Raw genomic sequence first — 12,722 nt, forward strand, 5'->3', positions numbered from 1 at the left:
CGGAGAGGAGTCACGATGAACCCCGTCGCACCCGCGCCGACCGAGGGACAGGTCGAACTGCTGATCGGTGGCATGACCTGCGCGTCCTGCGCGAACCGCATCGAGCGCAAGCTCAACAAGCTCGACGGGGTGACCGCCACCGTCAACTACGCCACCGAGAAGGCCCGCGTCGACTTCACCGGCGACATCACCCCCGACGACCTCGTCGCCGCCGTCGAGTCCGCCGGGTACACCGCCGCACTCCCGGCACCGCCGTCGACCGCCGACGACACCGATGCCGCCACCGCCGAGGACGATCCGACGGCCGGGCTCCGCCGACGACTGCTGATCTCGCTGGCACTGAGCGTGCCGGTGATCGCGATGGCGATGATCCCGGCACTGCAGTTCAGCAACTGGCAGTGGCTCTCGCTCACCCTCGCCGCCCCGGTCGTGGTGTGGGGCGCCTGGCCGTTTCACCAGGCCGCGTGGACCAACCTGAAGCACGGCACCGCCACGATGGACACCCTGGTGTCGATGGGCACACTCGCCGCGCTCGGCTGGTCGCTGTACGCGCTGTTCTGGGGCACCGCCGGGGTCGCCGGCATGACACACCCGTTCGAGTTCACCATCGCGCGCACCGACGGCACCGGAAACATCTACCTCGAGGCCGCCGCCGGCGTGACGACGTTCATCCTGGCCGGCCGCTATTTCGAGGCCCGCGCCAAGCGTCGCTCCGGGGCCGCCCTGCGCGCGCTGCTCGAGATGGGCGCCAAGGAGGTGTCGGTGCTTCGCGGCGGCGTCGAGCAGCGGATCGGCGTCGACCAGCTCGCGGTCGGTGACGAGTTCGTGGTCCGGCCCGGCGAGAAGATCGCCACCGACGGCGAGGTGATCGAGGGGGCATCGGCCGTCGACGCGTCGATGCTGACCGGCGAGTCGGTACCGGTCGAGGTCGGCCCGGGCGATGCGGTCGTCGGCGCCACCGTCAACGTCGGCGGACGGATCGTGGTGCGCGCCGCCCGAATCGGATCCGACACCCAGCTCGCGCAGATGGCGAAGCTGGTCGAGGACGCGCAGACGGGGAAGGCGCAGGCCCAGCGGCTCGCCGACCGCATCTCCGGCATCTTCGTGCCCGTCGTCATCGCACTGGCCGTCGCGACACTCGGATTCTGGCTCGGCACCGGAGGTTCCGTCGCCGCGGCCTTCACCGCCGCGGTCGCGGTGCTCATCATCGCCTGCCCCTGCGCCCTGGGTCTGGCCACCCCGACCGCGCTCATGGTCGGCACCGGCCGGGGTGCCCAACTGGGAATCCTGATCAAGGGACCCGAGGTGCTCGAGTCGACCCGCCGCGTCGACACGGTCGTGCTGGACAAGACCGGCACCGTCACCACCGGAACCATGACGCTGCTCGAGGTGCACGCGGCGGAAGGCGAATCCACCGACGACGTGCTGCGTCTGGCCGGTGCACTCGAGCACTCCTCCGAGCACCCGATCGCGCGGGCGATCTCGACTGCGGCCGCCGGTGCCGGGGCACTGCCGACCGTCGCGGAGTTCGCGAACGTGGAGGGTCTCGGCGTGCAGGGCGTCGTCGACGGGCACGCGGTGATCGTCGGCCGGCCACGGCTGCTGGAGGACTGGGCACAGGCCCTCACACCCGACCTCGAAGCGGCGCTGCAGACGGCCCAATCCGCGGGTCGGACCGCGGTCGCGGTCGGCTGGGACGGCAGGGCCCGCGGCGTACTCGTGGTCGCGGATGCCGTCAAACCGACGTCGGCGGAGGCGATCTCGCAGCTGAAGGCGCTCGGCCTGACCCCGATCATGCTGACCGGCGACAACGCCGCCGCCGCCCGCGCGGTCGCCGACCAGGTCGGCATCGACGAGGTGATCGCCGAGGTGCTGCCGCAGGACAAGGTCGAGGCCGTCAAACGCCTGCAGGCGGAGGGCAAGGTGGTCGCGATGGTCGGTGACGGCGTCAACGACGCCGCCGCGCTGGCCCAGGCCGATCTCGGTCTGTCGATGGGCACCGGCACCGACGTCGCGATCGAGGCCAGCGACCTGACCCTGGTGCGCGGTGATCTGAGGGCCGCGGCGGACGCGATCCGCCTGTCCCGCAAGACCTTGCGCACCATCAAGGGCAACCTGTTCTGGGCGTTCGCCTACAACGTCGCCGCCCTGCCGCTGGCCGCCGCCGGCCTGCTCAACCCGATGCTCGCGGGCGCCGCAATGGCGTTCTCCAGTGTCTTCGTGGTCAGCAACAGCCTGCGGCTGCGACGCTTCAGGTAGGCGGCCGCGCCACCTGTGCGCGAGTTCGGTAGCTGGACTACCGAACTCGCGCACAGGCGGCTATTCGCCGCCGGGCATGTCCCAGCTTCCGAAGTTGGCGCCCGCGATGACTCCGCCCGTCAGGATCACCATGATCGTCTTGGCCGGGTTGGCAATCGCGAGCTCGGCGAGATCACTGCCCACGTCCGCCGAGCCGACCGGCGCGTAGAGGATGTTCCGGATCACCGCGCTCCCGGTGTCCAGCGGGCTCTCCGCCGATGCGGTGCCTGCACCAGCCGCGAGCCCACCGGTCAGCAGGGCCGCTGCGGTGACGGTCGATGCGATACGCCGCCTCGTCGAACGAGACATACCAACTCCAATCACTGTGGGACCGACGCCAAGGAAAGCGCCGGCCGCCGGGACGCGCCGACCCGACGCCCCGCCGGACCCTACCGACAATTGACCGCACGCGAGGCGGATCACCGGATCAGTGTTCTCGCCGTCCTGTTGTGAAAAGAGCCGCGGCCTTGGGCGAGAGACACGCCTCGCCATTGCGACGGAAGAGCTCGGCCGGCCTGCCCGCGCCGGTGGACACCAGTTCCTCCGTCGGCTCCAGCGCCGCGATCACGTGCCGCCGGAAGGAGTCCTTCTGGAGCTTGTCGAGCCCGAACACGACCCGGTAGAGCTCGTTGAGCGCGAGCATCGTGAACTTCTCCCCCAACAGGCCGTCCGGGTCGACCCGCTGTGCGTAGCGGCCCCGGAGGTCGTCGACCGCCAGCCGCACCATGTCGGCGTGGTCGAACAGCAGGTCCTCCGAGGTCTCCCCGTCGGCCACCGCAACGAGGACGGCGTCGGCGGGCAGCGTCTTCGCCGGCAGGACTGCGGTGTGGGCCATCGAGATCACCCACCCGCGGTCGTCGCGCCGCGGATCGTCGAACATCGCCAGTTGTCGGAAGGCAGCACCGGCCAGCCCGGCCTTGTCGCGCAGTGCCCGCTCCGCGGCGTCGGCGAGCCGCTCCCCCGAATGCAGGAACGTCCCCGGAAGCGCCCGGCCCCCGAGTTTCTCGTGCTCGACCACCAGAACCCGGAGCACACCGTCACGGTAGGTCAGGACGGCGACATCCACCGCAACCGACGGGCGGTCGTAGTCGGAGAACGCCTTGCTGCGTGATTTCGGGCGGTCAGGCACCCCGGCATGATAACTCACTACTGATCTATTGTTGCCCCGGCCGCGCCACTCGCCGTGCCCTGCACTACGACAGAACGGAGAAGCAGGTCACCGCCCCATGCCCGGCACCACAGATATGGCCGTCGCGCTCGGATCGCTCATCGGCGTGAAGTCCTGCACTAGGACTCGACCGACCCACCGGTAGTGCACGCCATCTCATGTCCCGGCGCTTCGCCACAACGGGAGACGATTCCCCACGCATATCCGACCTCACTGAGAAGCCGCAGCGCGTCATTGAACGGATCCCCACCGTAGTCCGGCATGTCGGGATCCGGAACCGCCGATCCGGTGAGGTAGAGGATTTCGACAAATCCGTCGGATGACCCCTCGGCGGCCCCGGCGGTGCCGGCACCGGCCGCGACGCCACCGGCCACGACGGCCGCTGCCACAACAGCGGACGCGATACGACGTCCTGCGAAACGAGACATGCTGTACCCCTCAGCAACGGTGCGCGAGCCCCTGCGCACGCTGGCGGCGTCGGGTCCGACGCCGCCGTCACCGTACCGGAGCGAGTCACACCACACGGACAGATTCAATCACCAAGCAGCACTTTCCAATTCGTTCAACACAAACGAGTCACGCGGGCTGGACGTTCACCAGCCGCACGCACGCGGCCGCGTCCAGGACCTCGCACCCGTGCGGAGGGTTCGATGCCCACCGCGACCAGACTTTGCTCCGCCTCCGCGGGCGATCCCGCCCACGTCGCCAGGGCTGGAACTACCAGTTGTCGTTCGCTCCGTATCCGCAGGGGTTCCCCTCATCGATCAGGCTCCCGCAGATGACCGCGCTTCCAGCCATGAAGAAGACACCGGGAACCAAAGACGCCGCAGCGAGGAAGAGACTCACGGGATCTTCCGTAGACCCCAGAGACTCGTCGGTCAACGATCCAGCGGCCGAAGCACTTCCCACACCCGCAGCGAGACCCCCGGCCAACACAGCCACCGTGACAACGACGGACGCGATACGACGTCCCACAGAACGAGACATTACGAACCCCCTTGGACAGCGGTGTGCGCTCCACCTGCGCACGCTGGCGGCGCCGGATCAGACGCCGCCGACACCGTACCGGAGCGAGACATACCACGGGGACAGTTCAAATCACCAAGCAGCACTTGTTAATTCGTTCAACACAAACGAATCAGGCAGACGGCTCGACGTTCGCCAGGCGCACGAAGGCTGCCGCGTCGAGAACCTCGCCGCGTGCGGAGGGTTCGATGCCCGCCGCGACCAGGCGTCGCTCCGCCTCGGCGGGCGATCCTGCCCACGTCGCCAGGGCTGCACGCAGCGTCTTGCGACGCTGCGCGAATGCGGCATCGACGACAGCGAACACACGCTTGCGATGTTCCTCGTCCATCGACCACGGCGCGTCCTCGTACCGGTCGATGCGGACCAGCCCGGACTCGATCTTCGGTTCCGGCCAGAAGACCTGTCGCCCAACGGAGCCCGCGCGCCGTACCTGCCCGAAGAAGCACGCCTTCACGCTCGGCACGCCGTAGATCTTGTTGCCGGGTCGCGCGGCGAGCCGATCGGCGACCTCCGCCTGCACCATGACCAACGCGGTCCGGAGCGACGGGAACTCGGCGAACAGGTGCAGCAGCACCGGCACCGCGACGTTGTACGGCAGGTTCGCGACGAGGGCGGTCGGCTCGGCCGGGACCTGCGACGGCATCACCCGCATGGCGTCCTCGAGCACCACGTCCAGCCGGTTCGACAGCTCCGGGGCACGTTCGGCGACGGTCGTGGGCAGCCGGGCCGCCAGCTTCGGATCGATCTCGACGGCGACGACCTTCTCCACCACGTCGAGAAGCGCCAGGGTCAGCGAGCCGAGACCGGGTCCCACCTCGAGGACCACGTCGTCACGGGCGACACCGGAGACCGCGACGATCTTGCGGACGGTGTTGCCGTCGTGCACGAAGTTCTGCCCGAGCTGCTTGGTCGGGCGGATGTCGAACTCCGCCGCGAGCGCACGCACCTCGGCGGGGCCGAGCAGGGCGGCTTGGCCGCGGGGCTGTGAATCCGACACGGATCGAACTTAGCGGGCAGGTGTCACGGCGGCGAAATTCACCGTACGCCGAGCCGGGACGAGCAGGACGGCCACGCGCCCCACCCCTGCGTCTGCTGCGTCTTCATGGCGATCGCGATCTGCTCCTCGCGGGTGGCGAGGTCGGCGCGGGGCGCGTACTTCAGGCCGCCCTGCCGCTCCCAGGTGTTCTGGTCGAACTGCACGCCGCCGTAGAAGCCGTTGCCGCTGTTGATGTGCCAGTTGCCCGTCGCCTCGCACTGCGCGAGCGCGTCCCAGGTTGCGCCGTTGCTCACCGGCGGCACCTCCGTGCCCGGCTTGGCACCGACCCGCACCACCTTCGGCTGCGCCGGTGTCGTCACGTTCTCGGAGAACTCCTCACGACCGGTCTCGACACCGTTGACGGTGGTCACCGCGAACGTCACGTCCCGAACGCCGGGGGCGCCCGCGGATTCCTGGACGGTGCGGCTCATGTTCATCGTCGGGTCCTCGATCCGCTGCTCCGGCGGAGCCACCGGCTGGGTTTCGGTCCGACTCTCGGTGCGGATGCGGGTGACCTTCACCTCGAGACCCTCGGTGACCGGGGCGTCGGCGGCGGGCTCGACGGTGTCCTGCTGTTCGAGCGGCGCACCCTGCGCGGTGAGCAGGTCACCGACGGTCGGGGCGGCCAGTCGGATGTCGGCGGCCGCGGCGGCGCCGTCGAGCAGGCGCACCACCTTGGGGCTGATGACCTCGAGGTCCGTGCCGTCGAGGGGCAACCTCTCCGAGCGCGACGCCGACACGTGCACGTCGCCGGCGAGGCGTTCCTGTGCGAGCGCCTCGTCGACGGTCAGCGCGGTGGTCCACAGGGTGCGGGGCTCGCCGTCGACGGTCAGGGTCACCTCGCGGGCACGGCGCAACACGACGGTGTCACCGTCGGAAACCGAGGCGCCCTTCGACGGCGCCACGGCGTCCTTGTCCCCGATCGCGTAGCCGGCATCGGCGAGGACCGAGTCGACGTCGGTGGACATCGTGCTGAGCGAGATGGTCTCGCCGTCGACGTCGACGAGCACGGTCTTGTGTCGGCTGACCGCCAGCGCACCGCCGGCGATGAGGGTGAGGAGAAGTGCCCCGACGACGAGACGCAGCAGCGGCGAATTGGCCTTGTTGATCCGAGTGAGAGGTGACACGAAGAAGTCCTGTGCTGTCGGTTACCGGGATGTGATCCCGGCCTTAAGCGATCACAGTACGGTAACGAAAGGGCGGAGCTCCGGCAACCGCTGCCGTTCGTGAGCAGTAAAAAAGGGGTGAAGCTCACTAGGGTCGAGACCCAGGCACAACCAATGCACGGCGACCACGAAAGCTGGTTTGGATGAGCAGTTGGATGAACCTTCGGCAGTCCTCACGGGATCGACTCGGCCGCCGTCGGCGCCTGGTCACCGCCGCGGTCGTCGCCCTGGTCGGCCTGCTCGGCATGTTGCTCGGACAGGGCTCCGCCGCCGCGCAGTCGGGGTCCGGCAAGACCTATGTGATCGCCACCGACGTCACGTTCGCGCCGTTCGAGTTCCAGAACGAGCAGGGCAACTTCGTCGGCATCGACATGGATCTGTTATCCGCCATCGCGGCAGACCAGGGTTTCAGCTACGAGATCAAACCCCTCGGCTTCAACGCGGCCGTGCAGGCGCTGCAGTCGCGACAGGTGGACGGCGTCATCGCGGGCATGTCCATCACCGACGAACGCAAGATGGTCTTCGACTTCTCCGACCCCTACTTCGACTCCGGCGTCCAGATGGCCGTCGCGAAGAACGACGACTCGATCAAGTCCTACGAGGATCTGAGGGGCAAGCGGGTCGCGGTCAAGACCGGCACCGAGGGAGCCGCGTTCGCCGAGTCGATCCGCGACAAGTACGGCTTCACGATCGTCACCTTCGACGACTCGGCCAGCATGTACGACGACGTCAAGACCGGGAACTCCGTCGCGGTCTTCGACGACTACCCGGTACTGCTCTACGGCATCGCACAGGGCAACGGTCTCAAGACCGTCACGGGCAAGGAGGCGGGCAACTCGTACGGCTTCGCGGTCTCGAAGGGCCAGAACGCGGAACTGCTGTCGAAGTTCAACGCCGGCCTCGCCAACCTGCGGGCCAGTGGCGAGTACGACGAGATCCTGAACCGCTACCTCGGCGAACAGCCCGAGGTGCAGGGCGGCAACACCTTCTTCTCGCTGCTGAAGGACAACTTCTCGCTGCTGATGAAGGGTCTGTGGCTGACGCTCGTGCTCACTGTCGTCTCGCTGGCGATCGCGCTGGTGCTCGGCCTGATCTTCGGCTTCTTCCGGGTTTCGACCAGCAGGATCCTGCGCGGCATCGGCGTCACCTACGTCGACATCTTCCGCGGCACCCCACTGCTGGTGCAGGCGTTCTTCATCTACTTCGGCATCCCCGCCGCACTGGACTTCCAGATGCCCGCGATGACGGCGGGCATCATCACCCTGAGCCTGAACGCCGGTGCCTACATCACCGAGATCATCCGCGGCGGCATCCAGGCCGTCGACAAGGGACAGATGGAGGCCGCCCGCAGCCTCGGCATGAGTTACCTGCCCGCGATGCGCAAGGTGGTGCTGCCGCAAGCGGTGCGGACGATGATGCCGTCGTTCGTGAACCAGGCCGTCATCACGCTCAAGGACACCTCGATCCTGTCGGTGATCGGCATCGCCGAACTGACCCAGACCGGCAAGATCATCATCGCCAGGAATTTCGAGTCGTTCAACATGTGGCTGATCGTCGGCATCTTCTACTTCGTCATCATCATGGCCCTGACCAAGCTGTCCGCCCGGCTCGAGAAGAGGATCAACGCGTGAGCGAGTCCGTCACCACCGAAAGCAAGATCCGGGTCACCGGGCTGAAGAAGTCCTACGGCGACAACGAGGTCCTCAAGGGCATCGACGTCGACATCGCCGCAGGCGAGGTGGTGTGTGTGATCGGGCCGTCGGGCTCCGGCAAGAGCACCTTCCTGCGCTGCCTGAACCGGCTCGAGGACATCACCGAGGGCAGCGTCGTCGTCGACGGCGTCGACCTGACCGCCAAGAAGGTCGACATCGACAAGGTGCGCCAGCACATCGGGATGGTCTTCCAGCACTTCAACCTCTTCCCCCACATGACCGCCCTCGAGAACGTCATGCTCGCGCCGGTGCAGACGAAGAAGGCCACCAAGGACGAGGCCCGCGACATCGGGATCCGGCTCCTCGGGCAGGTCGGGCTCTCCGACAAGAAGGACGCCAAGCCCGCCAACCTCTCCGGCGGACAGAAGCAGCGCGTCGCGATCGCCCGGGCGCTGGCGATGAACCCCGACGTGATGCTCTTCGACGAGGCCACCAGCGCCCTGGACCCCGAGATGGTCGGCGAGGTGCTGCAGGTCCTGCGCGACCTCGCCGCCGAGGGCATGACCATGGTCGTCGTCACCCACGAGATGGGTTTCGCCCGCGAGGTCTCGGACCGGGTCATCTTCATGGCCGACGGCTACATCGTCGAGGAGGGCACACCCGAGGAGGTCTTCGGCAACCCACAGCAACCGCGCACCCAGGACTTCCTGCGGAAGGTGCTCTAGCGACGTCAGAGGCGGTAAACGCGCTCCGCGTTGGCGGTTGCGGCGGCGGCGAGCTCGAACGGGTCCTGACCGCGGGTCGCGGCCAGCGACCGGACCGTGTACGGCAGGCAGTACGGCTCGTTGGGGGCGCCGCGGAACGGGTGCGGGGTCAGGAACGGCGCGTCGGTCTCGACCAGCAGCTGGTCGTCCGGCACCAGTTTCGCCGCCTCGTGCAGCTCGCGGGCATTGCGGAAGCTGACCGTGCCGGAGAAGCTGAGCACGTATCCCGCCTCGACGCAGGCCAGCGCCATCGTCGCGTCCGACGAGAAGCAGTGGAAGATCACCGTCTCGGGCGCGCCCTCGTCGAGCAGCACGGTCAGCAGGTCGTGGTCGGCCTCACGGTTGTGGATCATCAGCGGCTTGCCCAGACGTTTGGCGAGGTCGATGTGCCAGCGGAATCCCTCGACCTGATCCTCGATTGCGGCGCAGCCGTCGAGCTTGCCGGGCCAGTAGTAGTCGAGCCCGGTCTCCCCGACCGCGACCGTGCGCGGGTGCGCGGCGAGCCGCTCGATCTCGGCCTTGGTCGCGTCGTCGAGGACGTTCGCGCGGGTGGGGTGGATGGCGACCGCGGCGTACACCCGCGGATCCCAGGTGGCGGCGTCGACCGCGAACCGCGCGGCGGCCAGGTCGTCGGCGACGGTGACCACCCGGCCGACGCCGACCTTCTCGGCGCGGTCGACGATCTCGCCGACCGACGCGGCGTCGTTCGCCCCGCACGCATCAAGGTGGGTGTGGGCGTCGATCAGCGGCGCTAGAGGCTCGGGCAGGTCCGGAGCCGGACGATCCTTGGGCACGCAGATAGAGTAAGGCCACCATGACTGCAGCGACCCGGCCCCCGTTCTTCATCACCACTGCGATCGCGTACCCCAACGGCGCCCCGCACATCGGGCACGCCTACGAGTACATCGCCTCGGACGCGCTCGCCCGCTTCAAGCGGCTCGACGGGTTCGACGTTTTCTTCATGACGGGCACGGACGAGCACGGACTGAAGATGCAGCAGACCGCGGCGAAGGAGGGCGTCGACGTCCGCGACCTCGCCACCCGCAACTCCGACGTGTTCCAGGCCATGGACAAGGTGCTGAACATCTCGTACGACCGGTTCATCCGCACCACCGACAGCGACCACACCACGGCCAGTCAGGCCATCTGGGAGCGGATGGTCGCGGCCGGCGACATCTACCTCGACACCTACGCCGGTTGGTACTCGGTGCGCGACGAGGCGTACTACACCGAGGCCGAGACGACGCTGCAGGAGGACGGCAGCCGGATCTCCACCGACACCGGCACACCGGTGGTGTGGACCGAGGAGTCGACCTACTTCTTCAAGCTGTCCGCCTACCAGGACCGATTGCTCGCCCTGTACGAGTCGCACCCCGAGTTCATCGCTCCCGCGACCCGCCGCAACGAGATCGTCAGCTTCGTCTCCGGCGGACTCAAGGACCTCTCGGTGTCCCGGACCACGTTCGACTGGGGTGTGCCGGTTCCGGGCGATCCCGACCACGTGATGTACGTGTGGGTGGACGCGCTGACCAACTACCTGACGGGTGTCGGCTTCCCGGACGTCGACTCCGAGTCGTTCGGGAAGTACTGGCCGGCGAACCTGCACATCATCGGCAAGGACATCAGCCGCTTCCACACCGTGTACTGGCCTGCGTTCCTGATGTCGGCCGGCATCGAACTGCCCGAGCGCGTGTTCGTACACGGGTTCCTCTACAACAAGGGCGAGAAGATGTCGAAGTCGGTCGGCAACGTCGTCGACCCGCTCGAGATGGTCGAGGAGTACGGGCTCGACGCCGTCCGCTACTTCCTGCTGCGGGAGATCTCGTTCGGCCAGGACGGCAGCTACAGCCACGAGGCGATCGTCACCCGGATGAACGCCGACCTGTCGAACGAACTGGGCAACCTCGCGCAGCGGTCGCTGTCGATGGTCGCGAAGAACTGCGACGGACAGGTACCGACTCCCGGCGAGTTCACCGACGCCGACACCGCGCTCCTCGTGCAGGCCGACGCGCTCCTGGAGAAGGTGCGGGCCGAGTTCGACGTGCAGGCCATCCATCTCGGCCTCGAGGCGATCTGGCACGTGCTCGCCGAGACCAACCGGTACTTCAGCGCCCAGGAGCCCTGGGTCCTGCGCAAGACCGACCCCGCGCGGATGGCGACCGTGCTGTACACGACGCTCGAGGTGGTGCGCATCGTCGGTATCCTGGTGCAGCCGGTGATGCCCGACGCCGCCGACAAGATCCTGGCGGTGCTCGGCCAGGCGTCGGAGAACCGTCAGTTCGCCGATCTCGGCACGCGGATCGTCGCCGGCACCCCCCTGCCCGCACCGGCCCCGGTCTTCCCCCGCTACGTCGAGCCCGAAGACGCCTGAAAATCACGCCGTGACCTGCGGCGAGAGAACTTGTCGTACCCCCGGGGCAGACTGCCCCCATGGGGACCAATCGAACAGGTATTCGAGACCGTGGGGATGCTGCCGAGGCCGGGACGCGTGACTGCCTCGGCGCCGAGGAGGCGCTGCGCCGCGCCTACGAGAACGGCTGGCAGCCGGGCGACGTCGTACACGTCGCCCGGCGGGGCCTGGCCTCCGTCGAGGTCGCGCCGGTCGCGCTGCTAATCCTGCGGGAGGCCAACCGCAGCGGGGCGTGGGCGCGTGCCCCACTGCACTGGGCGGACCAACTCAAGGTCCTCGCCCACACCTATCCGCGGCGGACCGACGAGCCACCACTGACCGTGTCCGCACTGCGCCTGTTGCGGCACCTGCAGCCACTGCGGCGACTGTGCCCACCGCCGTCCCTGTGGCCCGAAGTCCGGGCACCGCAACCCGGCGACGGAACGGACGCCGAGATCGCGGATGCCAAGGTGCTGAATCGGATTCGCGGCCTGCTGGCCAAGGCGGAGAGCACCGAGTTCACCGAGGAAGCCGAAACCCTCACGGCCAAGGCGCAGGAACTGATGACCCGCCACTCCGTGACGGCCACGCTGCTCGAGGCCGCGTCCGAACGGGGCATCACCGGTCGGGACATCACGGTGCATGCCCGGCGCATTCACCTGGACCGGCCCTACAGCAAACAGAAGGGCCTGCTCCTGACCACGGTCGGCGAGGCCAACCACATCCGCACCCTCTACAACGCCGTCGATGACATCGCGACGGTGCTGGGCACCCCGTCCGACCTCGAGAAGGTGGACCTGCTGTTCACCTCGCTGCTGGTGCAGGCGACGCGGGCGATGCACGCCGAACAGGCGCGCGGCGCGACATCGGCGGCCTTCCGGCGGGCATTCCTGTACGGCTTCGCCATCCGGATCGGGCAACGACTGACCGAAGCCGAGAAGGCGGCGACCGCGCAGGCGGTCGTCGACGCCCGCGCAGAGTTCGGCGACCTGCTGCCAATCCTCGCCCGGCGCTCCGACGCGGTGCAGGTCGAGGTGGACCGCCTGTTCGGCCCGAAACTGCGGTCGTGGGGCTTCACCGTCAGCGATCTCGGCGGGGTCGCGGCCGGCCGGTCGGCAGCGGACGCCGCACGTCTGGCCCCCGACCGGCGGGCGGTCGCCGGATGACGGGGACCGCGCGCACCTGCCGGTTTGCCTGACCCGGGTGCGCTCGTGACACCCTTT

Annotated in this window: 11 protein-coding genes and 1 pseudogene; 5 read left to right on the forward strand and 7 right to left on the reverse strand. The window is 68.3% G+C overall.

Annotated features, from left to right (window positions below):
* Positions 1-15 precede the first annotated feature (15 nt).
* Entirely contained in the window at positions 16-2,259 is a 2,244-nt protein-coding gene (locus ACWEPG_RS07345; RefSeq protein WP_452594165.1) for a heavy metal translocating P-type ATPase, read from the forward strand.
* Between the two features lie 60 nt (positions 2,260-2,319).
* Here ACWEPG_RS07345 and ACWEPG_RS07350 read toward each other — a convergent pair whose 3' ends face one another.
* The 6 genes and pseudogenes from ACWEPG_RS07350 to ACWEPG_RS07375 all read right to left on the reverse strand — a co-directional run bounded on the left by ACWEPG_RS07350 (position 2,320) and on the right by ACWEPG_RS07375 (position 6,655).
* Positions 2,320-2,607 (reverse strand): hypothetical protein, encoded by a 288-nt coding sequence (locus tag ACWEPG_RS07350; RefSeq protein WP_450113224.1) that lies wholly within the window; start codon positions 2,605-2,607, stop codon positions 2,320-2,322.
* A 118-nt stretch (positions 2,608-2,725) separates the two neighbouring features.
* Entirely contained in the window at positions 2,726-3,427 is a 702-nt protein-coding gene (locus tag ACWEPG_RS07355) for an NUDIX hydrolase (protein WP_452594166.1), read from the reverse strand.
* 158 nt (positions 3,428-3,585) lie between these two features.
* A complete protein-coding gene (locus ACWEPG_RS07360) occupies positions 3,586-3,894 on the reverse strand; it encodes a hypothetical protein (protein ID WP_450113226.1) in 309 nt (102 codons plus the stop codon).
* Between the two features lie 148 nt (positions 3,895-4,042).
* Positions 4,043-4,181 (reverse strand): annotated as a pseudogene (locus ACWEPG_RS07365) (16S rRNA (adenine(1518)-N(6)/adenine(1519)-N(6))-dimethyltransferase RsmA); the annotation flags it as partial.
* 423 nt (positions 4,182-4,604) lie between these two features.
* A complete protein-coding gene (gene rsmA / locus ACWEPG_RS07370) occupies positions 4,605-5,489 on the reverse strand; it encodes a 16S rRNA (adenine(1518)-N(6)/adenine(1519)-N(6))-dimethyltransferase RsmA (RefSeq protein WP_452594167.1) in 885 nt (294 codons plus the stop codon).
* Between the two features lie 38 nt (positions 5,490-5,527).
* The gene (locus ACWEPG_RS07375) at positions 5,528-6,655 is read right to left on the reverse strand and encodes a transglycosylase family protein (RefSeq protein WP_452594168.1); all 1,128 of its coding nucleotides are present in this window, start codon (positions 6,653-6,655) and stop codon (positions 5,528-5,530) included.
* 182 nt (positions 6,656-6,837) lie between these two features.
* Here ACWEPG_RS07375 and ACWEPG_RS07380 point away from each other — a divergent pair, with 182 nt between their 5' ends.
* Both ACWEPG_RS07380 and ACWEPG_RS07385 read left to right on the forward strand, forming a co-directional pair.
* On the forward strand, positions 6,838-8,325 hold the full coding sequence (locus tag ACWEPG_RS07380) for an amino acid ABC transporter substrate-binding protein/permease (RefSeq protein WP_450113229.1): 1,488 nt from the start codon (positions 6,838-6,840) through the stop codon (positions 8,323-8,325).
* Positions 8,322-9,071, forward strand: a complete 750-nt coding sequence (locus ACWEPG_RS07385; RefSeq protein ID WP_450113230.1) for an amino acid ABC transporter ATP-binding protein — start codon at positions 8,322-8,324, stop codon at positions 9,069-9,071. Before ACWEPG_RS07380 ends, ACWEPG_RS07385 begins: the two co-directional genes overlap by 4 nt.
* A gap of 5 nt (positions 9,072-9,076) precedes the next feature.
* Here the strand turns inward: ACWEPG_RS07385 and ACWEPG_RS07390 are convergent, their stop codons facing one another.
* On the reverse strand, positions 9,077-9,904 hold the full coding sequence (locus ACWEPG_RS07390) for a TatD family hydrolase (protein ID WP_450113231.1): 828 nt from the start codon (positions 9,902-9,904) through the stop codon (positions 9,077-9,079).
* 20 nt (positions 9,905-9,924) lie between these two features.
* Here ACWEPG_RS07390 and metG point away from each other — a divergent pair, with 20 nt between their 5' ends.
* Together metG and ACWEPG_RS07400 are read left to right on the forward strand one after the other, a co-directional pair.
* Positions 9,925-11,481, forward strand: coding sequence for a methionine--tRNA ligase (gene metG, locus ACWEPG_RS07395; RefSeq protein WP_452594169.1), 1,557 nt, complete (start codon positions 9,925-9,927; stop codon positions 11,479-11,481).
* 59 nt (positions 11,482-11,540) lie between these two features.
* Complete coding sequence (locus ACWEPG_RS07400; RefSeq protein WP_450113233.1) at positions 11,541-12,665, forward strand: DUF2786 domain-containing protein; 1,125 nt, start codon at positions 11,541-11,543, stop codon at positions 12,663-12,665.
* The last annotated feature ends 57 nt before the right edge of the window (positions 12,666-12,722 follow it).

The sequence above is a fragment of the Rhodococcus sp. NPDC004095 genome (assembly GCF_053604015.1).

Excerpts from the sequence above, each read along its gene's own strand:
- metG (WP_452594169.1), top strand. The coding sequence starts at position 9,925 with ATGACTGCAGCGACCCGGCCCCCGTTCTTCATCACCACTGCGATCGCG.
- ACWEPG_RS07400 (WP_450113233.1), top strand. The coding sequence starts at position 11,541 with ATGGGGACCAATCGAACAGGTATTCGAGACCGTGGGGATGCTGCCGAG.
- ACWEPG_RS07350 (WP_450113224.1), bottom strand. The coding sequence starts at position 2,607 with ATGTCTCGTTCGACGAGGCGGCGTATCGCATCGACCGTCACCGCAGCG.
- ACWEPG_RS07345 (WP_452594165.1), top strand. The coding sequence starts at position 16 with ATGAACCCCGTCGCACCCGCGCCGACCGAGGGACAGGTCGAACTGCTG.
- ACWEPG_RS07380 (WP_450113229.1), top strand. The coding sequence starts at position 6,838 with ATGAGCAGTTGGATGAACCTTCGGCAGTCCTCACGGGATCGACTCGGC.
- ACWEPG_RS07360 (WP_450113226.1), bottom strand. The coding sequence starts at position 3,894 with ATGTCTCGTTTCGCAGGACGTCGTATCGCGTCCGCTGTTGTGGCAGCG.